The organism is Kitasatospora sp. NPDC041917, assembly GCF_055589745.1.
The window spans coordinates 19,846-45,821 of the sequence record NZ_JBVJBI010000019.1 but is presented as its reverse complement, the minus strand read 5'-3'; the positions used below and the strand labels follow the sequence as shown (position 1 = coordinate 45,821).

21 protein-coding genes are annotated in these 25,976 nt (G+C 72.1%); 12 read left to right on the top strand and 9 right to left on the bottom strand.

Annotation, left to right across the window (positions count from 1 at the left end):
• The first annotated feature begins 121 nt into the window (after positions 1-121).
• A complete protein-coding gene (locus ACZ6EM_RS23255; protein ID WP_401047757.1) occupies positions 122-850 on the top strand; it encodes a maleylpyruvate isomerase family mycothiol-dependent enzyme in 729 nt (242 codons plus the stop codon).
• Between the two features lie 114 nt (positions 851-964).
• Here ACZ6EM_RS23255 and ACZ6EM_RS23250 read toward each other — a convergent pair whose 3' ends face one another.
• From ACZ6EM_RS23250 to ACZ6EM_RS23235, 4 genes are all read right to left on the bottom strand, one after another.
• Positions 965-1,981, bottom strand: a complete 1,017-nt coding sequence (locus ACZ6EM_RS23250) for an enediyne biosynthesis protein (protein ID WP_380554043.1) — start codon at positions 1,979-1,981, stop codon at positions 965-967.
• Complete coding sequence (locus ACZ6EM_RS23245; RefSeq protein WP_465773178.1) at positions 1,978-3,906, bottom strand: CRTAC1 family protein; 1,929 nt, start codon at positions 3,904-3,906, stop codon at positions 1,978-1,980. Before ACZ6EM_RS23245 ends, ACZ6EM_RS23250 begins: the two co-directional genes overlap by 4 nt.
• A gap of 562 nt (positions 3,907-4,468) precedes the next feature.
• A complete protein-coding gene (locus tag ACZ6EM_RS23240; RefSeq protein ID WP_401047760.1) occupies positions 4,469-5,845 on the bottom strand; it encodes an FAD-binding oxidoreductase in 1,377 nt (458 codons plus the stop codon).
• Positions 5,846-5,873: 28 nt separating this feature from the next.
• Positions 5,874-7,115 (bottom strand): acyl-CoA dehydrogenase family protein, encoded by a 1,242-nt coding sequence (locus ACZ6EM_RS23235; protein ID WP_452180938.1) that lies wholly within the window; start codon positions 7,113-7,115, stop codon positions 5,874-5,876.
• Between the two features lie 192 nt (positions 7,116-7,307).
• Between ACZ6EM_RS23235 and ACZ6EM_RS23230 the strand changes: the two genes are divergently transcribed.
• Complete coding sequence (locus tag ACZ6EM_RS23230; RefSeq protein WP_401046519.1) at positions 7,308-8,696, top strand: condensation domain-containing protein; 1,389 nt, start codon at positions 7,308-7,310, stop codon at positions 8,694-8,696.
• Positions 8,697-8,750: 54 nt separating this feature from the next.
• On the opposite strand, the gene ACZ6EM_RS23225 is transcribed toward ACZ6EM_RS23230, so the two are convergent.
• Complete coding sequence (locus ACZ6EM_RS23225; protein ID WP_401046522.1) at positions 8,751-10,088, bottom strand: extracellular solute-binding protein; 1,338 nt, start codon at positions 10,086-10,088, stop codon at positions 8,751-8,753.
• 213 nt (positions 10,089-10,301) lie between these two features.
• Between ACZ6EM_RS23225 and ACZ6EM_RS23220 the strand changes: the two genes are divergently transcribed.
• The 10 genes from ACZ6EM_RS23220 (at position 10,302) to ACZ6EM_RS23175 (ending at position 20,788) form a co-directional block, all read left to right on the top strand.
• On the top strand, positions 10,302-11,876 hold the full coding sequence (locus ACZ6EM_RS23220; RefSeq protein ID WP_401046525.1) for a 4-hydroxyphenylacetate 3-hydroxylase family protein: 1,575 nt from the start codon (positions 10,302-10,304) through the stop codon (positions 11,874-11,876).
• Between the two features lie 38 nt (positions 11,877-11,914).
• Positions 11,915-13,669, top strand: coding sequence for an amino acid adenylation domain-containing protein (locus tag ACZ6EM_RS23215; protein ID WP_465773135.1), 1,755 nt, complete (start codon positions 11,915-11,917; stop codon positions 13,667-13,669).
• On the top strand, positions 13,666-13,887 hold the full coding sequence (locus tag ACZ6EM_RS23210) for an MbtH family protein (protein ID WP_401046530.1): 222 nt from the start codon (positions 13,666-13,668) through the stop codon (positions 13,885-13,887). Before ACZ6EM_RS23215 ends, ACZ6EM_RS23210 begins: the two co-directional genes overlap by 4 nt.
• A 15-nt stretch (positions 13,888-13,902) precedes the next feature.
• Positions 13,903-14,985 (top strand): 4-hydroxyphenylpyruvate dioxygenase, encoded by a 1,083-nt coding sequence (hppD, locus tag ACZ6EM_RS23205; protein ID WP_380553393.1) that lies wholly within the window; start codon positions 13,903-13,905, stop codon positions 14,983-14,985.
• Positions 14,975-15,817 carry a class I SAM-dependent methyltransferase gene (locus tag ACZ6EM_RS23200; RefSeq protein WP_401046534.1) on the top strand — a complete coding sequence of 281 codons (843 nt, stop codon included), beginning with the start codon at positions 14,975-14,977 and terminating at the stop codon, positions 15,815-15,817. The genes hppD and ACZ6EM_RS23200 overlap by 11 nt, the downstream gene beginning before the upstream one ends.
• Before the next feature lie 107 nt (positions 15,818-15,924).
• On the top strand, positions 15,925-17,091 hold the full coding sequence (locus ACZ6EM_RS23195) for an LLM class flavin-dependent oxidoreductase (protein WP_380553387.1): 1,167 nt from the start codon (positions 15,925-15,927) through the stop codon (positions 17,089-17,091).
• Between the two features lie 125 nt (positions 17,092-17,216).
• The gene (locus ACZ6EM_RS23190) at positions 17,217-18,770 is read left to right on the top strand and encodes an FAD-binding oxidoreductase (RefSeq protein ID WP_465773134.1); all 1,554 of its coding nucleotides are present in this window, start codon (positions 17,217-17,219) and stop codon (positions 18,768-18,770) included.
• Positions 18,763-19,536 (top strand): SDR family oxidoreductase, encoded by a 774-nt coding sequence (locus ACZ6EM_RS23185; protein WP_359915586.1) that lies wholly within the window; start codon positions 18,763-18,765, stop codon positions 19,534-19,536. The genes ACZ6EM_RS23190 and ACZ6EM_RS23185 overlap by 8 nt, the downstream gene beginning before the upstream one ends.
• Before the next feature lie 34 nt (positions 19,537-19,570).
• Positions 19,571-20,287, top strand: a complete 717-nt coding sequence (locus ACZ6EM_RS23180) for a DUF2306 domain-containing protein (protein WP_401054894.1) — start codon at positions 19,571-19,573, stop codon at positions 20,285-20,287.
• A gap of 138 nt (positions 20,288-20,425) precedes the next feature.
• Positions 20,426-20,788 carry a YciI family protein gene (locus ACZ6EM_RS23175; RefSeq protein WP_401054893.1) on the top strand — a complete coding sequence of 121 codons (363 nt, stop codon included), beginning with the start codon at positions 20,426-20,428 and terminating at the stop codon, positions 20,786-20,788.
• Positions 20,789-20,897: 109 nt separating this feature from the next.
• Here ACZ6EM_RS23175 and ACZ6EM_RS23170 read toward each other — a convergent pair whose 3' ends face one another.
• The 4 genes from ACZ6EM_RS23170 to ACZ6EM_RS23155 all read right to left on the bottom strand — a co-directional run bounded on the left by ACZ6EM_RS23170 (position 20,898) and on the right by ACZ6EM_RS23155 (position 25,946).
• Positions 20,898-22,352, bottom strand: a complete 1,455-nt coding sequence (locus tag ACZ6EM_RS23170; protein WP_465773133.1) for a multicopper oxidase family protein — start codon at positions 22,350-22,352, stop codon at positions 20,898-20,900.
• Between the two features lie 54 nt (positions 22,353-22,406).
• Positions 22,407-23,426, bottom strand: a complete 1,020-nt coding sequence (locus tag ACZ6EM_RS23165; RefSeq protein ID WP_465773132.1) for an alcohol dehydrogenase catalytic domain-containing protein — start codon at positions 23,424-23,426, stop codon at positions 22,407-22,409.
• 21 nt (positions 23,427-23,447) lie between these two features.
• Positions 23,448-24,680, bottom strand: a complete 1,233-nt coding sequence (locus ACZ6EM_RS23160; protein ID WP_465773131.1) for a cytochrome P450 family protein — start codon at positions 24,678-24,680, stop codon at positions 23,448-23,450.
• An 87-nt stretch (positions 24,681-24,767) separates the two neighbouring features.
• Positions 24,768-25,946 carry an acyl-CoA dehydrogenase family protein gene (locus ACZ6EM_RS23155; protein WP_380551036.1) on the bottom strand — a complete coding sequence of 393 codons (1,179 nt, stop codon included), beginning with the start codon at positions 25,944-25,946 and terminating at the stop codon, positions 24,768-24,770.
• Positions 25,947-25,976: the final 30 nt, after the last annotated feature.

The window sequence follows — 25,976 nt, the reverse complement described above, 5'->3', positions numbered from 1 at the left end:
CGCCGTCCCGCCGGCCGTCGCCCGGAACCCGGGCGCCACAATGGAACCGGCCCGCGCGAGACCGGGGTTCCGGCACCGTCGGTCCGTCCCCGCAACGTCGTCCAACCGAAGGAGAGCCCGTATGAGCACGTATCAGCGGAACGCCGAGGCCACGACCGGGTCGCTCTGGGACCGCTCACCGGACCATCTCGCCTACCGCGGCTCCCGGGAGAACATCACCGGGCTGCTGGGCGGCCGGCCCGCGGTGGCCGACGTTCCCGTGCCGGCCTGTCCCGGGTGGACGGTCCTGGACCTGGTCGGCCATCTGCTGGAGGTCTGCCGCACGGTGGCCGCCGACGCGCCGGGCAACCTGTGGGAGGTGCCGCACGCCGACTCCGGCGACGGCCTCGCCGGTCTGCTCGCCGAGTGGTCACGGCTGGACGGCGGGGTGGAACGGGTGCTCACCGAGTCCCCGCAACTGCGGCACACCATGCTGATGATGGACGCGTTCACCCATGAGATCGACCTCCGGGTCGCGCTGGGGGAACCGGTGCTCCCGGACCACCCGTCCTACCCCTCGTCGCTGGACCTTGTCGTCCGGGGCTTCTCCAACGCGGTGCGCACGCTGGGGCTTCCGGCGCTGCGCATCGAGACGCCGGGCGCCGAGTGGCGGGCCGGTGACGGCGAGCCGGCCGCCGTCGTCCGCGGGCACCGGCACGACCTCCTCCGCTCGCTCACCGGCCGGCGCTCGCCGGGGCAGATCGCCGGACTGGACTGGAGCGCCGCGCCCGAGGCCTGGCTGCCCGCCTTCACCTGGGGCCCGTTCCGGCCGCCGGCGCAGCCGGTCGAGGACGCGGCCGCCGGGCGGTAGGCCCCGGGCCCGACCGGTCCTCGGCGGGCCGGGAAACGGCGCTGTGGCGCTGCCCCGAGCGGGCAGCGCCACAGCGCCGTTGCGGTGTCGTGCGCGGTGTCGCACGCGGGTGCCTCAGGCCGCGACCGCCCCGACCTGCTGCGGCTGCGCGGCCGTCCCGTCCGGGGCGCCCGCCCCGGCGGAGTCCGCCTGCCGGGACCGCTTGATCAGGTGCGCGACCCACCATCCGATCCCGCGCAGGGCGCAGACGATGGTGGTGGCGTAGAAGAGCGTGTAGACCACGTTGAACACCATCAGGACCGCGTAGACCATGGCGACCGAGGAGCCGAACATGAACTGGGCCTTGGCCTTCATCGGCGTCGTTCCCGGGTCGCTGATCATGTAGTTGGTGAACAGCACGAAGGCGACGCCGGTCATCGCGCCGAGCGCGGAGTACAGCGAGACGTCCCAGATCCAGTGCCGGACGAACGCCTGGATGGCGAACGCCCCGAGCCAGCCGACGATCAGCGGCGTCCGCTTGGTGAGCAGCGCGTTGATCACCGTTCCCGCGGTGGCGATGATCAGCGGGATCATCACCCGGAAGAAGGTGTTCGCGTTCTCCGTGAACTGGTACGGCGGCGAGATGCTGAACCAGGACCCGAAGCACACCAGTGACATCGTGATCCCGAAGTTGGACGGGTTCATGTAGTGCCGCATCCGGCCGGCGATCGGCGCCTGCAGGGCGTGCTTGCCACCGACGCCGATGACCACCCCGAAGAACATCGGCAGCAGCTGGTTGTTCCCGTAGGTCAGCATGTTGACCGCGAGCGCCGTGATGTGGGCGGGCAGCAGGAACTCGTAGACCCCGCGCACCCCGTTGCCCAGGAAGCGCGGCGGGCGCCGCTGGGCCCAGCCGCTGATCAGCTCGAAGCAGATCTCGCACGTGTAGGCGGTGAACACCGCGATGAACGGCCACAGCCAGGGCTGTTCGAAGCCGAGCAGGGTGTAGCCGAAGGCGTTGAACACGCTGATGGAGATCGCGAAGTTGCGCAGGGCGAGGTAGCGCGGATCCTTGGGCTTCGCGGGGGCGGCGGGCGCGGGGGGCGCGGCGGCCGGGGCGCCGCCGGGGCGGGACTGCGCGGTGGCGCTCATCGGTTCGGGACCTCCTGGGCGTCGCTGGTCAGCATCAGGGTGTGCGTACCGGCGGTGAGCTGCTCGGTCTTCTTGTGCATCCCGCCGTTCGCGTCCCGCCACCGCAGCTCGACGGTGACCGGGCCCTGGTGGGAGCCGAGGCCGAAGCGCGTGTCGAAGCTGCGGAAGCCGCCGTGGCCGCCGCCGCCGTCGAGCTGGGAGATCTGGGTGCCGTCCGGGGTCATCACGCACACGGTGGCGCCGTACGCCGGCGACCCGGAGTTCACCAGGCCCTCGCCCGCCCCGCCCTCGGCGGTCGGCCGGTAGAGCCGCAGGTTCAGCTGGTTGCCCAGATTGGGCGAGGTGTTGGCGTAGAAGGCGGGCGGGCCCCACTGGCGGGCCACCGCGAAGTCCAGCCGGCCGGTCCCGGTGGTGTCGCCGGTGGCGAGGCCGCGGGTCGGGGTGGGCACGGCGATGCCCAGTTGCTCGCTGATGTTGACGTACGGGCCGTCGGGGGTCTTCGCGTAGAAGGCGATCGCCTCGTCCCCGGCGATATCGTCACCGGGCTGGACGTTGGGCCACATCGCGGGGTTGGACAGCAGGTCGTCGTTGGTCATGGCCATCTCCTGCAGCCACGGCCAGCGGTTGATCTTGCCCTTCACGAAGCCGGTGGCCTGGAGGACGTTGAGGTCGCCGCTGTTGAGGAAGTCGCCCATCTTGGCGTCCCAGCCCCAGCCGGTCCAGGCCATGCCGTGCTCCTGGGCCTCCTGGGTGAACGGCGCGATGCCGGCGTCGAGCTTGTTCCGCATGTCGGCTTCGTCCTTGGCCTTGTTGATCCAGACGAAGTTGCTCTCCTCCAGGCCCCAGGCGACGGTGATGTTGCTGACCATCATGTCGAACTTGCCGTCGTGGCCGAGGTCGCCGAAGTCGACGCCCATGCCCTTGAAGGAACCGTTGCCGAGCACGAAGGACTTGGGCGTGGTCGGGGTGCGCTGGCCCTTGGCCTCGGTGAGCTCGATGTGCCCGGGCGTCGACCGGTTGTACAGCAGGTGCCCGTGACCGAAGTCGTTGGCGACGTACAGCTCGGGCAGTCCGTCACCGGTCAGGTCGGCGCCCGAGATCGCCAGGGTCCATCCGGTCGACGCGTCGAAGGGGATGGCGCCCTTCTCCTCCACGTACGACGCCGTGGGCTCGGGCCCCGAGGTGCTCTGCTGCCAGCGCAGGACGTGGTCGCCGCCGGCGTTCTTGGCACTGGACAGCGAGTCGTTCATCACGACGTTCTTCAGACCGTTGGGGTCGAGGACGTCGGAGTCGGGGAAGTAGTTGCCGATCACGATCGACGGGTGTCCGCTGCCGTCGAGGTCGCCGACGTAGTCCGCGTCGGTGTTCCAGCGCGGGCCGTGGTACTTCCCGTCCAGCGACTCCGAGGCCACCAGCTCGCGCGGCACGTAGGAGCTCGCGGCGGGGGTCGTCGCGTCCGACTTGGCCATGAACAGGATGGGCGTGCGGCCCCAGTACGTCACCAGGAGGTCCATCCGGCCGTCGCTGTTGAAGTCGCCGGGTGTGCAGCCGGTGGGCGCCATGGTGTCGTCCATCGGCAGCGGCTTGCCGTCCAGTACGAAGGGCGTGAACCGGTCGGCCTGCCGGGCGGTCGGCGTGTACGTCACGACGACGCTGTCGGTCCTGGTGTCGACGATGCACATGCTGTTGGCCACACCGTGCCCGGTGAGGTCGTTGATCGCGATGCTGGCCCCGACCGAGGAGATCCACGAACGGATCTTCTGGTAGGCCGGGTTCACCTTCCGGACCGTCTTCATCGGCTGCTGGTCGTAGCCGGGCGGCATCGCGATGGGCATTTCCTTGAAGCCGTACTGCTTCGCGACCCCTTCCGCCCCGGCCACCGCGACCGAGCTCCGCGCCGCGAAGAACAGCGAGGCGGCCACCATGATCACCACCAGGCCCGGTACCAGTCTGCGGAATCGTTCACGGTTTGTCACCGAAATTCCCCTCTCGGCAGATCGCGTACGACCCTGCTTTCGCATCGAGTGCACTCCCGCGGCCGACTCCGGCGGGCCGAAAAGGCCCGGGGTCCTGGTTCCGCGGTCCCGAAATGCGACGGTGAATCCCACTTCACTCGCAGGTCTACTGCACGAGCATGAACGCCGGACGCCCGCAAAGGCATCTCTCACATTGCTCACCGGCCGGGAACGGCTTTTGCCAATTGTTTTCCCGCCGAAAGAATCTCCGGCGGCGTGATCGGAAATGGGTGATCCGCCGCCCGCGATCGGCGATGGGCGATGAGCGATCGGCCCGGATACCCGGCCGCGGTCGCCCGCGCGTCGCGGGCCGGCGGACGGCGAGTGGCGGGCAGCGGGCGCCGGCCGGCCGGGAACACGCCGAAGCGCCCTCCGAACGGACGACGGAGGGCGCTTCGACAGCAGGTGGTTCGACGGCGGGCGCTCGGGCGGGCGCGCACGGGGCCGCCGGGCGGCGCGCGCTCGGCGGCGGTCAGTAGCGGGCGGAGGCCCCCGGCGGCACGTCGTGGCGCAGCCACCCGGCGGGGTCCACCCGGCGGCGCACCCGGTCCACCCGTTCGACGTCGGCCGCGGACAGGTGCCGCTGCGGCTGCTCCAGGCGCTCGACCAGGGTCGGCGCGGTCCGGCCGGTGTCCCAGGGCGTCAGGGCGGAGCGGACCTCGGCGCAGTGCGCCCGGGCCGCCGCCGTCGCGGCCGGGTCGAGCGCCAGGCCGCCGGCGGTGAAGGCGAAGGCGGCGTCGAGGTGGCTCAGTGCCCCGCCGTCCGGATCCGGCACCGCGAGCGCGCCGCCGAGCTGCCGGAGTTCGGCGTTGACCAGTGGCGATCCCGAGCCCTCGCCGAGCACCCGGAGGAACGCCTCCGCGCCGTCCGCGCCGAGTTCGGAGAGCAGCAGGTGGTCCCCCACCACCGGCACCGGATCGGTCGGGTCCATGTGGGTGCGGACCACGGCCGGCGGGGTGGTGGTCTCCCAGGTGTCGAGCACCGGCTCGGCGACGGCCCGGAACCGGCCGAGCAGGTCGGCGGCCTGGCGTTCGGCGGTCGCCAGGCCGTCCTCGGTCGGACTGAGTACCACACCGGCCAGGCACACCACCGGACCGCCGGTCAGGGCCGGCGGGATCTCCGGCACGGCCGGCAGGTTCATCACCCGGAACACGGTGGTGACGTCCTCGGGCGCGTCCCGGGTCCAGCTCAGCCAGCGGGACAGCAGCTCGGGGCCGTGCGCGGCGGGCCAGAAGGCGGCGCCGGTGACCACCCGGGCCGCCGGGAAGAGCGCGATCTCGATCGCGGTGACGACGCCGAGTCCGCCGCCGCCCCCGCGCAGGGCCCAGAACAGCTCGGGGTCGGCGGTCGCCGAGACGCGGCGGAACTCGCCGTCCGGGGTGACGAGTTCGATCGCCCGGACGCTGTTCACGGCGAGCCCGGCCCGGCGGCCGTAGAAGCTGATCCCGCCGCGCAGCAGGTAGCCGACCACGCCGACCGTGGGCGAGGTGCCGTGCGGCGCGGCCAGCCCGTACCCGGCGGCGGCCTCGACCACCGCGCCCCAGCGCGTTCCCGCCGGGACGCGGGCGGTGCGGGCCACCGGGTCGATCACGACCGGGCCCGCGGGCTCGGTGCGGAGGAGCAGGGATTCGTCCATCGGGCGGGCCGAGCCGGCGGCGTGCCCGGTGGTGTGCACCCGGACCCACCGGCCCGCGCGCTGGGCGTGGCGCAGCGCGGTCCGGACCTGTCCGACGGTGCGGACCGTCACCGCCGCCGCGGGCCGGACCGGCGCGGCCAGGTTGAACACGGCGGTCGCGGCGGCGAAGGCGCGCTCCCCGGGCAGCGCGACGGCGTGCTCGGTCTCGGTCATGGCAGGAGCTCCTCGGCTCGTTGACGGGTCACTTGACGCCGAACCGGGCACGGGCCAGCTCCCGGGTGGTCACCGCGGACAGGAAGACCCCGATCCCGGAGTGGCTGTGCAGGGTGGACAGGTCGCGCCAGACCCGCTCGATCCGCTCCCCCTGCCGCACCGCGCTCGAACCCGCCGTCGGGAACAGCTGCCCCTCCACGGCGTGCCAGCACAGCCGGATCACCTCGCGGCAGATGGTGGCCAGGCGCAGGTCGTGCTCCCGGGTGAAGGCGCCCGGCCCCCGGGCGCACAGCTCCTGCCACTGCGCGATCGCCTGCAGCACGGCCGCCTCGGCCGTGGCGATCATGCCGGCCGCCTCGCCGTACCAGAACTGGTAGTCCGGGTCCTCGGCGCGGGTGACCACGGGCGGGAACAGCGTCGTGCGGGAGAGCATCAGCTCCTCGTAGGCGTCCAGCGCGCCCTGGGCCATGCCCACGGCGAGCGAGGCCACCTCCAGGAGCATGAAGCTGAGCGAGCCGCCGCCGTACTCCGGGTTGCCGTGCAACCGGTAGCCGGGCGTGCCCCCGTCGACGACGACCTCGCTCATGTGCGTCCGCGGGAGCGTCAGGTGGTCCGGGACCCGGCCGTCCTCGATCACGATGCTGTGCGAGCCGCTGCCCTTGAGGCCCAGCTGGCCGCCCCAGTCGTCGAGCCGGCGGAACTCGGCGCGCGGAGCGACGAAGAGCATCGGCGCGGGCGGTTCGCCGGCCTCGCCGGGCACCGGGACGTGACCCATGAAGTGCGTCGCGTACGGCGAGCCCGAGCAGTAGTTCCAGGTGCCGTCGATCCGCCAGCCGCCGTCCTCGGCGCGCTCGGCCTTCCCGTTCGGCACGATGGTGGCCGGGCAGATGAAGTCGCCGCCGGCGAAGAGCTCGGCCTGTGCCCGCTCGTCGAACAGCGAGGCCGCGGGCAGGGCGTGGGTGGCGCCGAGGCAGTACATCCACCCGGTCGACGGGCAGCCGCGGGCCAGCGTCATCGCGACCCGCAGGAAGGTGTCGATGCCGAACTCGTAGCCGCCGTAGCGCTTGGGCACGAGGATCCGGTAGAAGCCGGCCCCGGCGAACGCCTCGTGGGTGTCCTGGGCGTAGTAGGTGCGCTGTTCGGTCTCGGCTTGCCGGGGCACCAGGAGCGGCGCGATGGCCTCGGCCCTGGCGATGATCTCCCCGGGTGTCAGACCGGGCTCGGGCGGCTGCGGCGAGCCGGACCCTGCGGCGTTCATGGCGACCGTCATTGCGGCGCAGCTCCTCTACGGTTCGGGCGGGCGTTCCACCGACGCTGGATGGACTTTCCCGGCCAGCCTGGCCCGCGGCCCGGCCGGTGCGCATCTCCCGGATTGCCAGCACGATCGAAGAACCCACGGCCGCGGGGCCGTTGCTACGGTTCCGGGGCGAATTCGCCCCGGACTCCGTGAGAGGAATTCCCCATGAGCCCCAATGGAAAGCCGCAGTCGAACGCACCGGCGAGCAGGACGCCACTCTCCTTCAACCAGGAATTCCTCTGCGGCTTCGACCGCGGCGACGACGAGGGGCCGTTCGGCCCGCGGTTCCACATCGTGCACGGCTGGCGCCTGCGCGGGAAGGTCGACGCCGCGACGCTTCAGCTGGCCCTGGACGACGTGGTGGTGCGGCACGAGGCCCTGCGCACGGCCATCGTCCGGGGCGAGGGCGAGCGGTACCAGGAGATCCATCCGCCGACCCCGGTCCGGCTGGAGCTGCGGGAGCTGACCGGGGCGGATCCGGCGGCGCGCGAGCGGGCGGTGGAGGACCTGATCACCGAGGTGGAGTCGGGCACCATCAGCGCGCGGGAACTCCCCCTGCTGAAGGCCACCCTGCTCCGCTTCGACGAGGAGGACGCGGTCCTGGCCCTCGTCGTGCACCACACGGCGGCCGACGGATGGTCGGTGCGGCTGATCATCCGCGATCTCGCCGTCCGCTACGCCGAGCGCCGCGGGCACACTCAGCCCGAGCTGCCGGTGGCCCTGCCGTACCGTGAGTTCTCGGCGTGGCAGCGGGAGTACGCGGCGGATCCGGCGCTGGAGGAATCACGCGCCTTCTGGCGGGAGCAGCTGGCCGGCGCCGAGATCTACTCGGTGGCCACCGACCGGCCGAAGTCGGCCGGCCTGCCGGAGTCCACCGCCATCCACCGCTTCACCGTCGACGCCGAACTGACCGCGCGGGCGGTGGAGATCGGACGGGCGCTGCGCAGCACGCCGTTCATGGTGCTGATGGGCGCGTTCGCGGTGATGGTCGCGCGCTCCTCCGGAACGACCCGGGTGGTGGTGCCGACCTTCTCGCCGGGCCGCGGCGAGGACCGCTTCCACCACACGGTCGGGCCGTTCTTCAACTTCCTCCCGCTGTGCACCGAGCTCGCCGGGTCCCGCGACTTCGCCGAGGTGGTCGCCCGGATCCGCACCACCAGCCTGGAGGCGTACGCCCACGACATCCCGTTCGGGCAGATCCTCGCCCAGGCACCGGAGTTGATGCTGCCGACATTGGAGGACGGCCGGGCGGCCTGTGTCTTCCAGGTCTTCCCGTTCCCGTTCCTGCTGGACGGGGAGCTGATCGGGGACCTGGAGTACACCGAGGTGCGGCGCCGGCTCACCTCGCAGCCGGTGGGCTCGGACGTGCCCAACGGCGCGCTGTGGACGCTCAACCTCGACCCGGCCGGGGACGTGGTGGCGGGCATCCAGTACAACAGCAACCTCTACGACGAGAGCTCGGTGGCGGAGCAGGTGGACCGCTTCCGCGAGGTGCTGCGGGAGCTGGTCGGCGCGCCGGACGCGCCCCTGGACCTCCGTACCGAGCGTTCCTGAACCACTGGGGCCGACGGTCCCCGCCGCGTGCGGCGGGGACCGTCGGCCCTGTCGTCAGCCGACCCTGATCGGGCCGCGGGGGCGCAGGCCCCGGCAGGCGTCGTTGTACTGGTCCAGCAGCAGCTGGGCCTCGGCGTTCGCCTGTGCGAAGCGGACCCGCGGTTCCACGTCGGTGACCAGCACGTCGTGCATGGCGGTGGTCAGGATGTCCTGGATCCCGGCGAACTCCCCGAGCAGCGCGCCCCGGGCGGCCGGCGAACCGGAGTTGGCGGCGAGCTGGTCCAGCGCCGTGCGGAAGTGCGGGTTGCGCTCGAACCAGCCCTCCTGCTCCAGCAGGTCGATCGCACCGCCGGTGACCGGGATGAAGCCGGTCTCCCGGTGCCGCTCGGCGGCGGTGCGCGGCGTGTTCAGGTACTGCATGAAGGCCAGGGCGCCGTCCTCGGTCTCCCGGTCCAGGCCGGCGGCCAGCCAGAGCGCGTCGCCGCCGATCACGTTGCCCGCGTAGGGCACCCGGTCGTTGTACGGCATCCGGCAGGCCTGGACGACGAAGCCGCCGTCCAGGCCTGCCTGGGCCATCCGGGCCGCCTCGACCGAGGTGGTGAGCACGAAGGCGACCTCCTGGTCGGCGAAGGCGCGGAAGTTGCCGTCCCAGTCGACCTCGGTGTTCACCCGGCTCGGGTGGTAGCGGTACAGGCCCGCCCGGTGCAGCCCGCGCCACCAGTCGACGTAGGCGAGCATCGCGTCCGAGTCGAGGTACAGCGTCTCCGCGCGACCGGAGCGGCCGTTGTCGTGGTCGGCCAGCAGCGCCCCCTGCTGGGCCACCGACTGCTGGAACCACCAGCCGTGGTTGGGCCAGGTGATCGCGTGGGCCGGCCCGTCCGGAAGCGCGGCGACGGCCCGGCAGGCGGCCTCGATCCCGGCCCAGGTCTGCGGGACCTCGGTGATCCCGGCCCGCTCCAGCAGGGTGGTGTTGGCGTAGAGCAGCGTGGTCGAGGTGAGCGGCGGCATGGCCGCCACCGCGCCGTCGTGGGTGTAGTAGTGCCGCGCGGCGGGCGCCACGTCGCCGAGCACGACCGGCTCGCCGAGGATCTCGGTGCGGCCCGCGATCGCCCGCTCGACCGAGGTGAACAGCGGCGACCCGTCGGGCCGTCGGGCGTCGAGGGCGTCCCGGGTCGACGTGTAGAAGTACTGCGCGATGGTCGGCGCGCCGCCCTGCTGGACGGCGTCGTGGACCGTCTGCGGCACCGACAGCCAGTCGGCGCCGCTGACCCGGATCCGGTACTCGGGATGGTTGGCCGTGAACTTCTCCGCCAACTCCCTCGTCCGGTCGAGAAAGTACGGCATGAACGGGTAGAGCGGCACCACGATGTCGATGTCGATTCGCTTGCTCATTCCGGAGTCCCTCCTGCGCAGGCCTGGCAAATCCAGATGCTCATGCTCCGGGGGCGGCGGACCGCGGGCATCTCCGCTCGTGCTGAGTCCGGGCCGTGCGGACCGCCCGGGCCGCCCGGGTCCGCAAGCGGCGCACGTCGGGAGAAGCCACCGCCGCTCCCGGGCTGTCAGTCTCGATCCGTCCGGTGAACTGGCAGCAAGGAGAGGCGTCTGATGGCCGAAGCCCGGGAAACCACCGCCGGCAATGCGCGCGGAACTCGCCCGCTGACCGGGGCGGAGTACATCGAGAGCCTGCGCGACGACCGGGAGATCTACCTCTACGGTGATCGGGTCAAGGACGTCACCGCCCACCCGGCGTTCCACAATCCGGTCCGGATGACCGCACGGCTCTACGACGCCCTGCACGACCCCCGGCACCGGCCCGTGCTGACCGCGCCGGTCGACAGCGGCGGCGAGGGCTACACCCACCGCTTCTTCACCACCCCGCGCAGCGCGGAGGACCTGGTCGGCGACCAGCAGGCGATCGCCGCCTGGGCGCGGATGAGCTACGGCTGGATGGGCCGCAGCCCCGACTACAAGGCCTCCTTCCTCGGCACCCTGGGCGCCAACGCGGACTTCTACGAGCCGTTCGCGGACAACGCCCGGCGCTGGTACGCCGAGTCGCAGGAGAAGGTGCTGTACTGGAACCACGCGATCGTGCATCCGCCGGTCGACCGGTCCCTGCCGCCGGACCAGGTCAAGGACGTCTTCATCCACGCCGAGCGGGAGACCGACGCCGGCCTGGTGGTGTCCGGCGCGAAGGTGGTCGCGACCGGCTCCGCGCTGACGCACTACAACTTCATCGCGCACTACGGCCTGCCGATCAAGGACCGCACCTTCGCGCTGGTGGCCACCGTGCCGATGAACGCGCCGGGGATGAAGCTGATCTGCCGCCCGTCCTACACCGCGACGGCGGCGGCGATGGGCAGCCCGTTCGACCATCCGCTCTCCTCCCGGCTGGACGAGAACGACACCATCCTGGTGCTCGACAAGGTGCTCATCCCGTGGGAGAACGTCTTCGTCTACGGGCAGCCGGAGAAGATCCGGATGTTCACCGGCCAGTCCGGCTTCATCGAGCGGTTCACCTTCCACGGCTGCACCCGGCTCGCGGTGAAGCTGGAGTTCATCGCCGGGCTGCTGGCCAAGGCCCTGGACATCACCGGCACCGGGGACTTCCGCGGGGTGCAGAGCCGGCTCGGCGAGGTGCTGGCCTGGCGCAACCTGTTCTGGGGACTGTCCGACGCGGCCGCCCGCAACCCGGTCGCCTGGCGCAACGGCGCGGTGCTGCCCAACTCCCAGTACGGCCTGGCCTACCGGTGGTTCATGCAGACGGGCTACCCGCGGATCAGGGAGATCGTCCTCCAGGACGTGGCCAGCGGGCTGATCTACGTCAACTCCAGTGCCAAGGACTTCGGCAATCCGGAGATCCGGCCCTACCTGGACCGGTTCCTCCGCGGCTCCGGCGGCGTCGACGCGGTCGAGCGGGTCAAGGTGATGAAACTGCTCTGGGACGCCGTCGGCAGCGAGTTCGGCGGCCGCCACGAGCTCTACGAGCGCAACTACGCGGGCAGTCACGAGAACACCCGGATCGAGCTGCTCTTCGCCCAGCTCGCCAACGGCCAGCTGGACTCCTACAAGGGCCTGGTCGACGAGTGCCTGGCGGAGTACGACCTGAACGGGTGGACGGTACCCGATCTGTCCTCCTTCGCCGACCTGAGTGATTCCGTCCACGGGCTGCTCGACAGCTGATCCGGGTACCGACAACCAATCGATGAGGATCGGAGGGCATGGTGGCTTCCCCTTCCCTTCAGGGGCATTTCACGCAACAGGCGCTCAGGACACCGGACGCGATCGCCGTGTCGTCCGGTGAAGTCCGGCTCAGCTACCGCGAGTTGGACGAGCGGGCGAACCGGCTGGCGCACCGGCTGGGCGAACTCGGCGTGCGGGCCGAGTCGCCGGTCGCGGTGCTGATGGAGCGGTCGGCGGACCTGGTGGTGGCGATCCTGGCCGTGCTCAAGGCCGGCGGGTGCTACCTCCCGCTGCACAGCGCCTACCCGCTGCCGCGCAAGCAGCGGATCGTGGAGCATTGCGCGGCGCCGGTGCTGCTGACCGACGAGGCGATGAGCCGGCAGGGCCTGCCGGAAGGCGCCGAGGTGGTCGTCGTCGAGGGCGAGAAGGGCCTCGCGGGCTACCCCGCGACGGACCCGGCCGTCCCCACCGGCCCGGACGCCCTCGCCTACGTGATCCACACCTCGGGCTCCACCGGGGTGCCGAAGGGCGTCGCGATCGCCCACCGGGACGCGCTCGGCCTGGCCCTGGACTCGATCTGGGCGGATGGTCGGCACGAGCGGGTGCTGATGGTGGCGCCGTACGCCTTCAACGTCTCCACGTACGAGTTCTGGGTGCCGCTGCTGCACGGCGGGCGGATCGTGGTGGCCCCGCCGGGCGACCTCGACGTGCACGCCCTGCGCCGGCTGATCGCCGAGGAGCGGATCACCGGCATCCACCTGACCGCCGGACTGTTCCGGGTGCTGGCCGAGGAGGATCCGGGCTGCCTCGCCGGTGTGCGCGAGGTGCTCACCGGCGGCGACGTCATCGCCCCCTCGGCCGTCCAGCGGGTGCTGGAGCACAACCCCGCCCTGGTGGTGCGGGCGATGTACGGCGCCACCGAGGCGACGCTGTTCAGCACCAGCGCGCCGATGACCGCCCCCTACCTCGCCACGGGCCCGGTGGGCGTCGGCCGGCCGATGGACGACGTCCGGCTGCACGTCCTGGACGCCGGGCTGCGGCCCGTGCCGGTCGGCGGGGTGGGCGAGCTCCACATCGCCGGCCGCGGCCTGGCCCGCGGCTACGTCAACCGGCCCGATCTGACGGCCGAGCGGTTCGTGGCCAACCCCTTCGACGCGCCGGGCGAACGGATGTACCGCACCGGGGACCTGGTCCGGGTCGACCGGGACGGCCTGCTGGAGTACCTCGGCCGGGCCAACGACCAGCTCAAGGTGATGGGCTTCCGGGTGGAGCCCGCCGAGGTGGAGGCGGTACTGGCGCGCCATCCCGGCCTGGCCCATGTCGCCGTCGTGGCACGGGAGTCGGAGTCCGGGGAGAAGCGCCTGGTGGCGTACTACGTCCCGGAGTCCGACGGGATCGAGGCGGGTGCGCTGCGGGCGCACGCGGTGGAGCAGCTGCCGGCGTACATGGTGCCGACGGCCTTCGTGAGCGTGCCGGCCCTCCCGCTGACCCCCAACGGCAAGCTGGACCGGCGGGCGCTGCCCGAGCCGGTGACCGGCTCGACCCGCCGGGCGCCGGCGACCGAGCGGCAGCGGCAGCTGTGCGCCCTGTTCGCCGAGGTGCTGGAGGTGCCGGAGATCGGGGTCGACGACAGCTTCTTCGAGCTCGGCGGCCAGTCCCTGGCCGCGATGCGGCTGGTCAGCCGGATCCGGGCCGAGCTGAGGATCCCGCTCACCGTCACCCAGTTCTTCGACGTTCCCTCGGTGGCGGCCCTGGAGGGCCTGCTGGACCGACCGGAAGGAGAGCGGGAATGAGCAGCCCCTTCGACGCCGACGACGGCGAGTTCACGGTCCTGGTCAACGCGCGCGGCCAGTTCTCGCTCTGGCCGGCCGACGCCGCGGTACCGGCGGGCTGGACGCCCGAGCACGGGCCGTCCGACCGGACCACCGCCCTCGCCTACGTGAACGAGCACTGGACGGATCTGGGGCCGAACGGCCTCACCGGGCGCCTCCCTGGGCAGCCCGACGACTGACGAGGAGTCCGGAACATGAGCCTCGACGCGGGTCAGGAGACCTTCGGCGGCATGCTCGTCGACCACATCACCTGCTACGTCGCCGACTTGGCGGTCACCACCGAGTGGCTGGTCCGCGGGTACGGCCTGGAAGTGTATGCGAGCTCGCCCCCGCAGGCGCGGGAGCTGCGCTCGGTGGCGCTGGGCGCCAACGGGATCCGGCTGCTGCTCAGCCGGCCGGTGGTGGGGGACCACCCGGGAGCGGCCTACGTCGAGAAGCACGGCGACGGGGTGGCCGACATCGCGCTGCGCGTCCCGGACGCCCGGGCGGCCTTCGCCACGGCGGTGCGCCGCGGCGCCCGGCCGGTGTCGGCGCCGGTCGCGCACGGCGACGTGGTCACCGCCACGATCATGGGCGTCGGCGACATCGCCCACACCTTCGTCGAGCGCCCGGCGGGCGGCGACGAGCGGCTGCTGCCCGGGCTGACGCCGGCCGACGCCGGCCCGGCCGGGCCGGACTGCGGCCTGCGGGAGGTCGACCACTTCGCGATCTGCGTCGAACCGGGGCAGATGGACACGACGGTGGCCTTCTACCGCGAGGTCCTCGACTTCGAACCGATCTTCACGGAGCGGATCGAGGTCAACGGCCAGGTGATGATCACCAACGTGGTGCAGGGCGGCACGGTCACCTTCACCCTGATCACCCCCGACCCGTCCGAGGTCTCCGGCCACCTGGACTCCTTCCTGAAGGACCACGGCGGTCCGGGCGTGCAGCACATCGCCTTCACCACGGACGACATCGTGCGCTCGGTCGACGCGATCGCCGCCCGGGGCGTGGAGTTCCTGGGCACCCCCCCGGCGTACTACCGGCTGCTGCCGGACCGGCTCACCCCGCTGCGGCACTCGGTGGCGGAGCTGGAGCGGCTGAACCTGCTGATCGACCAGGACCACGACGGGCAGCTGTTCCAGATCTTCGCCAAGTCCGTGCACCCCCGCAACACCCTCTTCCTGGAGGTCATCGAGCGGATGGGTGCCCGCTCCTTCGGCAGCGGCAACATCAAGGCGCTCTACCAGGCCATCGAGCACCAGCAGGGCAGGGGTACCGGCGATGACGCGTGACACGATCCCCGACGAGCGCTTCCGGACCGCGGTCGAGCGGCTTCGGGTGCCGGGCATGGGAACGGAGGTGGTGGCGCCGCTGCTCTCCCAGCTGATCCACCTGGTCCGGCCCCACCGGGTGCTGGAGGTCGGCATGGGCTACACCACCCCGTTCCTGGCGAAGGCCCTGGCCGAGGCCGAGGAACTGGCCGGCGCCGAGGCCGCGGCGCTGGTCCGCAAGACCCTGCCGTACCTCACGGACGGCCGGGAGCTGGACGAGGCGTGGATCGACAGCGAGCCGGCGCTGCTGCTGCCGGGCGGCTACCGCGAGCCGTACCGGCCGCGGTTCGTGGCGGTCGACGACCTCTCGGACGCCGGCTCCTCGGCCCCGCTGGTGACGGAGGTGCTGGGCGAGCTCGGCCTCGCCGAGCGCGTCACCGTCGTCAACTCCGACATGCGCGGGGCCGTCGGACGCCTCCCCGAGGAGTTCCGGCCGATCGACTTCGCCTGGGTGGACGCCTGGGACTGCCTCTACTTCTTCGAGAACTTCTGGGAGTTGATCGATCCGGACGGCGGGATCGTGGTCATGCACTACCTGATGACCTACCCCGAGGGCGAGGCGATCCTGGAGTACATCGCCGACACCCAGCGGATGGCCCCCGGCGAGTTCGAGATGCTCAACCTGCTGGAGAGCCGCAAGCTGCGGCAGAACAGCATGACCGTGCTGCGCCGCACCGGCGGCAGCCGGCCCCGGCAGTACTCCGACACCGGTCAGCGCCCCCGCCTCGGCGGCCGGGTGCGTTCCGACGCCGCCGCGCTGGCCAGGTCGTTGGAGGCCCCGGGCACGGTCTGAAACCGGCCCGGACCACGCGGGCAATCTGGAAGATGGCGGCCTCCGGCCGCCTGGCTAGATTGATTCACATCCACTGCGAGCCTTGCGAACAGAGGGGAACCACCGGCATGAGCACACTCTCCGAGGACCCGAACAGCGTCAAGTTCGTCTACTGGGACAACCTCACCTACGCGCCGTCGGGATCGCGCTCGCCGGAGGAGTGGGACCCGGTGCTCGGGGCCCGCCTCTACGAGACCTACCTCGACCACTGCGTCGAGGCGGAGCGCCTCGGCTACGCCGGCCTCAGCCTGCCGGAGCACTTCGGCCCGTCGTCGATCTCCCCGCACCCGAACGTCATGCTGGCCGCGATCGCCGCGCGGACGACCCGGGCCCGGCTGGTCTCCGGGGTGAACCTGGCCCTGCTGCACCACCCCCTGCACCTCGCCGAGCAGTTCAACATGATCGACGTGCTCTCCGGCGGGCGGCTGGAGATCGGCCTCGGCCGGCGCGGCGACCGGGCCGCCTTCGAGCACAACGCCGACCTCATCGACGGCGCCGTCAACCGGATCGACCACCCGGTGGCGAAGGACGACCTGACCCCCGCGTACACCGCCTTCCTCCAGGACGCCGAGGTCGCGAAGGTCACCGTCTGGCCCCGGCCGGTCCAGCCGAGCGTGCCGCTGTGGGTGGCGGCGGAGACGGACGAGTCCCTCGCCATGGCGGCCCGCCGCGGCTGGAACGTCTTCACCGGGCTGAACCTCGACCCGGCGGCCGGCGGCATGTCGAAGATCAGCGTGGAGGAGATGGTCGCGCGCCTGCACCGCTACCTGGAGGTCGGCAAGGAGCACGGGCACGAGCTCTCCATGGCGAACGTCGCGGCGAGCTGCTTCACCGTGATCGCCGACACCGACCGCGAGGCCGCGGAGCTCGTCCGCGACGGCTTCGTCTCGCACATCGAGACCGCCGGCGGGGTGCTGGCGCGGATGGCCGGCGCCGACCCCGCCGACAGCCCGCTGTCCTCGCTGGCGAAGGAGGGCGACACCGGCGTGCAGGGCGTGTTCGAGGCCCCCGCGGAGTCCTACCTCCGCAACCCCTTCGCCCTGGTCGGTTCGGTCGAGACGGTCCGGGCCAAGCTGGAGGCGCTGACGTCCGCCGGCTTCCGTCGCTTCGTGCTGCTCTGCGGCGGTGTCGGCACCACGCACGAGGTCGCCTGGCAGTCGGCCAGGGCCATGGCCGAGGACGTCGCCCCCGAACTGTTCGCAGCCACGTCCGGCTCCGGCGCGGTGGCCGGCTAGCCGGACCTCCCCCGCCCGGGGGCCGCGCCGCTGGGGCGGGGCGCGGCCCCCGGGCCCCCGCGCAGGACCCCCGGGACCCGACAGCCGGCGCCGCGCGCGTCCGGCCCGTGGAAGGACGAACGAGCATGACCGACAGGACCGTTGATCCGACCGGGCCGGTGGTGATCCGGCCCGGGGACCCGCGGTACGAGAACCTCGTCCAGGGCTACAACCACCGCTTCGTCGGACGGCCCGACCAGGTGCACGTGGTGACCGGCACCGAGGAGGTGGTGGCGGCCGTCGACGAGGCGGTGGCGACCGGCCGGCGGATCGCGGTCCGCAGCGGCGGGCACTGCTTCGAGGACTTCACCGCCTCCCCCGACGTCCAGGTCCTGCTGGACGTGTCCCAGCTGAACGGCATCTCCTACGATCCCGACCGGCGCGCGATCGAGGTCGGCTCCGGCGCCCTGCTCGGGGACGTCTACCGGACCCTCTTCAAGCGCTGGGGCGTGACGGTCCCGGCCGGCACCTGCCTGGACGTCGGCGTCGGCGGCCACTTCACGGCCGGCGGCTACGGCCACCTCTCGCGCCGCGACGGCCTGGTCGTCGACCACCTCCACGCCGTCGAGGTGGTGGTCGTCGACGAGTCCGGCCGGGCCCGTGCCGTGGTGGCGAGCGCCGACCCCGAGGATCCGCACCACGATCTCTGGTGGGCCCACACCGGCGGTGGCGGCGGCAACTTCGGTGTGGTGACCAGGTTCTGGCTGCGCACCCCGGGGGCCGACTCGGCCGACCCGGCCCTCCTGCTTCCCCGGGCTCCGGCCCGGGTGTGGAAGCGGACGGTCATGTGGCCCTGGGAGGGCATGACCGAGGAGGCCCTCGCCACCCTGCTGCGCAACTACTGCACCTGGTACGAGGAGCACGACGACGCCGACGCGCCGACGGCCGGCCTGTGGAGCAACCTGATCGTCACCCACCGGAACTCCGGGGCCTTCGGGATGGTCGTGGTGATCGACCACGAGGGGCCGGACGCCGAGAAGGTGCTGGCCGAGCACTTCGACGCGGTCAGCGCCGGGGTCGGGGTGGAACCGTCGGTGCACGTCACCGAGGTCGTGCCCTGGCTGAGCTCCTGGCTGCCCTCGTACAGCTTCCCGAACGACCCCAAGGGGCGCTACAAGGACAAGGCCGCCTACCTGCGCAAGGGTTTCACCGACCACCAGCTCGGGGTGGTCTGGCGCTACCTGAGCGATCCGGAGCACATCAACCCGATGTCGTGCCTGGTGGTCGCCGGCTTCGGCGGCAGGGTCAACACCGTCGCCCCCGACGCCACCGCCACGGCCCAGCGGGACTCGATCCTCAAGGTCCTCTACAGCGGCGGCTTCTGGCTGTCCGCGGACCAGGACGAGGCCTGCATCGCCTGGGTCCGGGAGTTCTACCGCGAGGTCCACGCCGGGACCGGCGGGGTCCCCGTCCCCGACGGGTTCACCGACGGCGCCTACATCGGCTACCCCGACCGCGACCTGGCCGACCCCGCCCTCAACACCTCGGGGGTGCCCTGGTCGGTGCTCTACTACGGCGGCAACTACCCGCGCCTGCAGCGGGTCAAGCGGGCGTACGACCCCCGGAACGTGTTCCGCCACGCACTGTCGATCGAACCAACCGACGCACAGCCGGACTTGCTGGAGGATCAGGATGCTTGAGAACAAGGTCGTCGTGGTCTCGGGGGTCGGCCCCGGTCTGGGCCGGGCCATCGCCCTGCGCGCCGCGCAGTCGGGGGCGGACGTGGTGCTCGCCGCCCGGACCGCCTCCCGGCTCGCCGAGATCGCCGCGGAGGTCGAGCGCACCGGACGCCGGGCACTGGCCGTACCGACCGACATCACCGACGACGAGTCGGCCGCCGCCTTGGTCAAGACCGCGACGGAGGCCTTCGGCCGGATCGACGCCCTGGTCAACAACGCCTTCGCGGTGCCCCCGCTGGTCGACCTCGGCGAGGTCGAATTCGCGGACGTGCGCGCCGGGTTCGAGACCAACGTCTACGCCGCGCTGCGGCTCACCCGGCTGTTCGCCCCCGCCCTGGCCGAGAACCGGGGCTCGGTCGTCATGATCAACTCTGCGGTGATCCGGCACTCCAAGCGGCTGTTCGGCGCCTACAAGATGAGCAAGGCCGCCCTGCTGTCGCTGGCCCAGAGCCTGGCCACCGAGCTCGGCCCGCAGGGCATCCGGGTGAACACCGTCGCCCCCGGCTACATCTGGGCGGACGCCCTGCGCGAGGGCTTCGGCCACTGGGCCGCGCAACGCGGCGTCACCGTGCAGGACATCTACGACGAGATCGCGGCCACCCTCGACCTCGGCCGGCTCCCCGAGCCCGACGAGATCGCCGACGCCGTGCTGTTCCTGATGTCCCCGCTCTCCCGCGCCGTCACCGGCCACTGCCTGGACGCCAACGCCGGCGAGTACCACCACTGAACCACCCGGACCCAACGGAAGTCGAGGATCAGCGGTGACACGGAACACGAAGCCGTCCGGGGCCCTGGCCGCCGGACCGGAACGCACGAGACCCGGCACCGGAGCGGGCGCGACCGCACCGAGCTGGTGGCAGAGCCCATGGGTGACGGCCCTGGCCGTCCTCGTGGTCTTCAATCTGGTGTACGCCTTCCCCCGGTACCTGACCGGCGGCCCGGGCCAGGCCAGGATCCCCCTGGACCCGTCCTTCCCGGCGCACTACGCCGTCCTGGTGGGGCACGTCGTCTTCGGCAACATCTCGATGGTGACGGTCTTCCTCCAGGTCCTGCCCTGGATACGCCGCAACCACCCGACGGTGCACCGGATCAGCGGCCGGGTGTACATCTTCGCCGGGGCCCTGCCCGGCGGCCTGCTGGCCCTGGTGCTGCTGCCCTACTCCACCGCCCCGAGCGGCAGGATCGGCCTGGCCATGATGGGCGGGCTGTGGCTGCTCACCACCGTGCTCGGGCTGCGGGCCGCGCTGCAGCGCCGGTTCGTCGACCACCGGCGCTGGATGGTCTACAGCTTCGCGATGGCCCTCGGCACGAGTTGGGGCCGGGTGGTGGTGGAGCTGATGGGGTACATCCCCGGCTTCAAGCTCGACCTCCCGGTACTCCTGGAGGTGGCCAACTGGGCGGGCTGGGTGGTCAATCTGCTGGTCGCCCACTGGTGGCTGGAGCGGACCGGCCCCCGGGCCGCCCAACTGGTGCGCTGACGTTCCTCCCCGCGCGGCCGGCCGTGGATCGCCACGGCCGGCCGCGCGCTTTCGTGTCGAAAACGGGCCGTCGGCTCCGACGTCCCCTGTGAGGACCCCTGGAGAAGGCCGGGGGCCGTGGCCCAAGGAGTGAGAATCATGAAGTACCTGCTCGTGATGCACATGGACCCGGTGCTCTGGGAGGGCCTGTCCGTCGACGAGCAGCAGGCCGTCTACGCCGGCCACGGCGACTTCATGAAGCTCATCAAGGAGTCCGGCGAGCTGGTCACCACGCAGTCGCTGGCGCTGCCGGAGCGGAGCACCACCGTACGGGTCCGCGGCGGCGGCCCGGCGCACAGCGACGGCCCGTACCTGGACACCAAGGAGTTCGTCTGCGGCTTCTACCTGGTCGACGTCGAGACCAGGGAGCGCGCGATCGAGCTCGCCGGGCTGATCCCGGACGCCCGCCACACCGGCGTGGAGGTCCGTCAGGTGATGTTCGAACAGGGGCTTGAGATGTGAGCCGGGGCCCGGCTCCGCCCGCGGGGGCCGGAGCCGGGCCCCGGCTCACCGTGCGAACGCCGACGGCGGGCCGGGCCGTGTGCCCGGCCCGGCCCGCCGTCGGGGCGGATCAGTCGACGATCTCCATCTGGCCCATCATGCCCGCCGAGGAGTGCTCCAGCATGTGGCAGTGGTACATGTAGCGGCCGAGGTAGTCGGTGAAGGTCGCCTGGACCCGGACCGACGTACCGGGCGGAAGCGGCACGGTGTCCTTCAGGCCGGCGTCGCCGGGCAGCGGCGGCCGGCCGTCCCGGTCGAGCACCCGGAACTGCGCCAGGTGCAGGTGGAAGGAGTGCTGGATCGGACCGTACTTGGTGGCGCTGTCGCCGTTGGTGACCGTCCAGATCTCGGTGGCACCGCGGCGGACCCGCTGGTCGACCCGGTCCGGGTCGAAGGGCAGGCCGTTGACCAGGCCCGTCGGCGTGCCGTTCAGGTCGAAGGAGAGCGTCAGCTCGCGGTGGACCGTGGCCGGCGGCAGCTCCGGCAACGGCCGCAGGGTGGCCGGCACACCGCTGCGGTCGCGCGCCCGGCGGTCCACCGCGAACTGCAGTACCGGCTCGACCCGGTCGTCGCCGGTGTACTGGCCCTGGTTGGTGAGCGCCGCCCTGCTGCCGACCGCCAGTCCGGAGAAGTCCACCACCAGGTCCACCCGTTCACCGGCGGCGAGCGGGAAGTCCGTCCCGGTCCGGTCGACCGGCGCGGGCAGCAGACCGCCGTCCGAGCCGATCTGGAGGACCGGCAGGGAGCCGAAGTTCAGCTTCAGGAACCGCAGGGTCGAGCTGTTCAGCAGGCGCAGGCGGTACTTGCGGGCGGCCACCGGGAAGTACGGCTTGGAACGGCCGTTGACCAGGATCACGTTCCGCTTCGCCGGATCGCCGTGGACCAACCGGCCCGCGGCGTCGAACTCGGCGTCCCGGATCGCGATCGGCACGTCGTACTCGTCCCTCGGCAGGTCGGACCGGCGCTCGTCCTCGCCCTCGATCAGGTAGAAGGCGTGCAGGCCGCGGTAGACGTGCTCGGCCTCCGTGTGATGGCTGTGGTCGTGGTACCAGAGGGTGGCCCCGGGCTGCCGGTTCGGGTACTCGTAGCGGCGCTCGCCGCCCGGGTCGATCAGCTGCATCGGGTGGCCGTCGCTGTCGGCCGGGACGTGGCCGCCGTGCAGATGAACGTTGACGGCCTCGGGCAGCCGGTTGCGGTAGGTGACCAGCACCCGGCGGCCCTCCCGGGCCCGGATCGTCGGGCCGACGAAGCTTCCGCCGTAGGTCAGGCAGCTGGTTCGGACACCGGGGATCAGCTCCAGGTCGGCGGCCAGGACGTCGAGCCGGTAGACGTCGGTGTCGTCGGTCCGCGCCACCGGCCGCAGCGTCGGCGGCACCGGCATCCGCACGGAGAACGGCCCCTTGGGCGCCCCCCGGCCGATCCGCACGGGGGGCAGCGGGTCCCCGCCGGCCACGGCGCCCACCGGCAGGCCCACCCCGGTCACCGCCGCGATGCCCGCGAGGCCCAGGAATCTTCGTCTGTACACAGTGTCCTCCCCACGTCGGTCCCCATGCGGTCGCATGCGGTCGCTGCCGGTGCGTCAGGCGTAGGTCACGACCGCGCGGAAGCGGACCTCGCCGCGTTCGACCCGTTCGAGCGCCTCGGCGACCCGCTCCTTGGGGAAGGTCTCGATCAGCGGCGTGACGGCCCCGGACGCGACCAGGTCGAGGGCCTCGGTGAGCTGGTCGAGGCCGTTGTGGGTGGCGCCGATCACCTGCTGGCGCTGCGCCCAGAACGGGCTGGTGGGCGGGATCGTGAAGGAGTCGACCGGGTCGATGGTGGCGAGCACGATCCGGCCGTTCGGGCGCAGTCCCTGGAGGGTCTCGGTGGCGGCCCGGTAGGAGGTGCCGGTCACCAGGACCACGTCGGCGCCGCCGGCCGCCCGCAGCTGCTCGCCGTCGGCGACCACGTGGTCCGCGCCGAGCGTGCGGGCCAGCTCGTGCTTGTCCGGCGAGCGGGTGACGGCCACCGTCTCGAAGCCGGCGGCACGGGCGAACTGCACGGCGAGGTGGCCGAGTCCGCCGATCCCGAGGACGGCGACCCGCTCGCCCGGCTCGGGGTTCGCGGCGCGCAGCGCGCTCCACGCGGTGTACCCCGCGCACAGCACGGGCGCCGCGGCCTCGTACGACAGGGCGTCCGGCAGAAGCACCGTGCTGTCGGCCGACACCGCGACGTACTCCGCGTGACCGCCCTGCACGGTGAGGCCGCTCATCACCGACTCCGGGCAGTTCATCCCGGACTGCCCGGTGAGCGGGAGGTTGAGCCGGCAGTAGTCGCACCGGCCGCAGGTCGCCTGCACCCAGGTGGTGCCGACCCGGTCCCCGACCCGGCGGGTGGTCACCCCCGGACCGACCTCGACGACCTCTCCGGCGGCCTCGTGACCGACCACCACCGGGTCGAGCGGCGGGAAGGGGAAGACACCCTGGCTGACCCAGAGGTCGTTGTGGCAGACCCCGCAGGCGTGGACCCGGATCAGTACCTGACCCGGACCTGCCGTGGGGGTGGGGATCTCGCGCAGTTCCCAGCGCGCCTTGACCTCGGGTACGACGGCTGCCCACATCGGACGGACCTCCCTTTCGTGTCAGCGGTTTCGCGGCGTGAGGCGGACCGGGAGGGTCTGCACGCCGTTCATGATGAAGGTGACCTGCGGCGCCACGTCCATCTCGGGGACGGCGAGTTCAATGTCGGGGAAGCGCCGGAACAGCGCGGCGAGCGCGATCTCGGCCTCCATCCGGGCCAGCGGCATGCCGATGCAGCGGTAGACGCCGTGGCCGAAGGAGAGGTGCTCCTTGTCCGACCGGGCGGCGTCGAAGGCGTCCGCGCTGTCGCCGTGCACGGTACGGTCGCGGCCCACCGCCGCGAAGTTGATCAGGACCGGGTCGCCCTTGGCGATGACGACGCCGCCGATCTCGATGTCCTCCACCGCGAAGCGGAAGGGCAGATGGGCGACCGGCGCCTCGACGCGCAGGGTCTCCTCGATCACGTCCGACCAGCTCACCGCGCCGCTGCGCAGCAGTGCCAGCTGGTCGGGGTGGGTGAGCAGGGCCCGGGTCGCGTTGGCGAGCAGGTTCATCACCGGCTCGGTCCCGGTGGCGAGCAACAGGTGCAGGGTGCCGACCAGTTCGGAGTCGTTCAGCCGGGAGCCGTCCTCCTCCTGGGCCTGGACCAGGTCGCTGGTCAGGTCGTCCCCGGGGCTGCGGCGCTTGGCCTCGACGAACTCCTGCATCTCCCGGTGCCACTGCTCGACGTTGGCCGCCGACTCCTCGGGGGTGAGGGTGGTGTCGATGTTCGCCTCGCCGCCGCGGAGCATCTGCGCGCGGTCCTCGGCCGGCACGCCGAACAGGTCGCAGATCACCCGGGCGGGCATCGGGCGGGCGAAGCGGGCCTTGAGGTCCAGCACCTCGCCGGGTTCGCAGCGGTCCAGCTCGTCCAGCAGCTCGTCGACGGCCTTCTCGACCTCGGCCCGCATGGCCTCGACCCGGCGCGGGGTGAAGGCCCCGGCGGTCAGCCGGCGCAGCCGGGTGTGGTCGGCGCCGTACCGGGTGGTGAGGTTGTCCATCAGCACCCAGCCGATGAGCGGGAAGTCCTCGCCGATCCTGCCCTCGGCGAAGGCCGTCCAGTGCTGGCGCGGGTCCTTGGACAGCCGGTGGTCGGTGAGGGCCTGGCGGGCGGTTTCGTGGTCGGTGATCGACCAGCCGAGCACGCCGCCGGGCAGCTCGATCCGGGCGACCGGGCCGTTCGCCCGGATCCGCGCGCCCTCGGCGTGGATGTCGTGTCCGGCGGGGTCGATGACGACGGGTTCGGGGATTGCCATGGGGATCCTCCGGGCGGTCGGTGGGAACGGCGGGCAGGGCATGCCGGACAGGGCCGCTCGGTGCGGCCCTGCCCGGTGGGGCGCCGGCTACAGGTAGAGGGTGTTGGGCCCGAGGCCGCAGGCGACCCGCCCGTAGAGTTCGAGGTTGGTGTTGGGGTGCAGGATGCCGTGCAGGTTGAGGGTCTGGACGTCCCGCTCGATGCGCTGGATCGGGACGGTGGTGTAGATCGAGGAGCCGCCGCTGGCGGTGTTGAGGATGTCCACCGCCTCCTTGGTGCGCGAGCAGACGGCACCGAGGTCGAGCCTGATCCGGGCCCGCTCCTCCAGGGTCCACTCCTCGCCGGTGGGGCCCTTGGTGTCGATCAGGCCGGCGGCGCGGTGGGCGTGGAACTCCACCTCGTCGATCCTGGTGATGGCGTCGGCCACCTGGAGGTGGGTCACCGGCGCCTCGGCCTGGTTGGCGTACTCGGTGTAGCTGATCTTCCGGCCGGGGAGCCGCTCGAAGAACGCCTCCTTGGCGGCCTTGGCCAGCCCGAGCGCCGGCGCGGCCACCGTGGCGCACGCGGTGGGCATGAACGGGGCCCGGTAGATGGGCGATTCGGCGTTCGCCAGGGAGCGGTGCCGGCCCTGGAGCACCGGGACCATCGGCAGCACCCGCGGCTCGGGGACGAACAGGTCGGTGGCGACGGTGGTGACGCTGCCGGAGCCGCGCAGGCCGGTGGTGTGCCAGTCGTCGACGATCTCCAGGTCCGCCAGCGGGACGGCCACCATGATCGGCTGCGGCCCGTCCGGGGTCATCAGCACGGCCGCGTTGGTGTTCCAGGAGCTGTGCAGCGCGCCCGAGTTGAACGTCCACTTGCCGTTCAGCAGCACGCCGCCCTCGACCGGCACGGCGACCGCGGTCGGGCTGAGGATGCCGCTCACGCGCACGCCCGGGTCGGCGAAGATCTCGTCCTGCACCTCGTCCGGGAACAGGCCGGCCATCCAGGAGCTGATGGCGTAGACCGCCATGACCCAGGCCGTGGAGCCGTCGCCGCGGGCCAGCTCGGCGATCACGTCCACCGCGGTGCGCATGTCGGATTCGTAGCCGCCGTAGCGGACCGGCACCCGGATCTGCAGCAGTCCGGAGTCCGTCAGCGCGGCCAGCGTCTCGTCGGACAGCCGGCGGTGCTCCTCGTGCCACAGCGCGTTCTTCTGCAGCAGCGGCACCAACTCGGCTGCACGGCTCACCAGTTCTTCCCTGGACGGGGATTCCTTGGCTGTCATCGGGGGCTCCTCCGAAGTGGGCGGCCCGCG

What these genes read in the sequence shown, in the direction of transcription:
- ACZ6EM_RS23235 (WP_452180938.1), bottom strand. Translation starts at nt 7,115, where the DNA reads ATGACGGTCGCCATGAACGCCGCAGGGTCCGGCTCGCCGCAGCCGCCC.
- ACZ6EM_RS23190 (WP_465773134.1), top strand. Translation starts at nt 17,217, where the DNA reads ATGACCGACAGGACCGTTGATCCGACCGGGCCGGTGGTGATCCGGCCC.
- ACZ6EM_RS23245 (WP_465773178.1), bottom strand. Translation starts at nt 3,906, where the DNA reads ATGGTGGCCGCCTCGCTGTTCTTCGCGGCGCGGAGCTCGGTCGCGGTG.
- ACZ6EM_RS23225 (WP_401046522.1), bottom strand. Translation starts at nt 10,088, where the DNA reads ATGAGCAAGCGAATCGACATCGACATCGTGGTGCCGCTCTACCCGTTC.
- ACZ6EM_RS23215 (WP_465773135.1), top strand. Translation starts at nt 11,915, where the DNA reads ATGGTGGCTTCCCCTTCCCTTCAGGGGCATTTCACGCAACAGGCGCTC.
- ACZ6EM_RS23255 (WP_401047757.1), top strand. Translation starts at nt 122, where the DNA reads ATGAGCACGTATCAGCGGAACGCCGAGGCCACGACCGGGTCGCTCTGG.
- ACZ6EM_RS23230 (WP_401046519.1), top strand. Translation starts at nt 7,308, where the DNA reads ATGAGCCCCAATGGAAAGCCGCAGTCGAACGCACCGGCGAGCAGGACG.
- ACZ6EM_RS23195 (WP_380553387.1), top strand. Translation starts at nt 15,925, where the DNA reads ATGAGCACACTCTCCGAGGACCCGAACAGCGTCAAGTTCGTCTACTGG.
- ACZ6EM_RS23210 (WP_401046530.1), top strand. Translation starts at nt 13,666, where the DNA reads ATGAGCAGCCCCTTCGACGCCGACGACGGCGAGTTCACGGTCCTGGTC.
- ACZ6EM_RS23200 (WP_401046534.1), top strand. Translation starts at nt 14,975, where the DNA reads ATGACGCGTGACACGATCCCCGACGAGCGCTTCCGGACCGCGGTCGAG.
- ACZ6EM_RS23165 (WP_465773132.1), bottom strand. Translation starts at nt 23,426, where the DNA reads ATGTGGGCAGCCGTCGTACCCGAGGTCAAGGCGCGCTGGGAACTGCGC.
- ACZ6EM_RS23175 (WP_401054893.1), top strand. Translation starts at nt 20,426, where the DNA reads ATGAAGTACCTGCTCGTGATGCACATGGACCCGGTGCTCTGGGAGGGC.
- ACZ6EM_RS23240 (WP_401047760.1), bottom strand. Translation starts at nt 5,845, where the DNA reads ATGACCGAGACCGAGCACGCCGTCGCGCTGCCCGGGGAGCGCGCCTTC.
- ACZ6EM_RS23160 (WP_465773131.1), bottom strand. Translation starts at nt 24,680, where the DNA reads ATGGCAATCCCCGAACCCGTCGTCATCGACCCCGCCGGACACGACATC.
- hppD (WP_380553393.1), top strand. Translation starts at nt 13,903, where the DNA reads ATGAGCCTCGACGCGGGTCAGGAGACCTTCGGCGGCATGCTCGTCGAC.
- ACZ6EM_RS23155 (WP_380551036.1), bottom strand. Translation starts at nt 25,946, where the DNA reads ATGACAGCCAAGGAATCCCCGTCCAGGGAAGAACTGGTGAGCCGTGCA.
- ACZ6EM_RS23185 (WP_359915586.1), top strand. Translation starts at nt 18,763, where the DNA reads ATGCTTGAGAACAAGGTCGTCGTGGTCTCGGGGGTCGGCCCCGGTCTG.
- ACZ6EM_RS23250 (WP_380554043.1), bottom strand. Translation starts at nt 1,981, where the DNA reads ATGAGCGCCACCGCGCAGTCCCGCCCCGGCGGCGCCCCGGCCGCCGCG.
- ACZ6EM_RS23220 (WP_401046525.1), top strand. Translation starts at nt 10,302, where the DNA reads ATGGCCGAAGCCCGGGAAACCACCGCCGGCAATGCGCGCGGAACTCGC.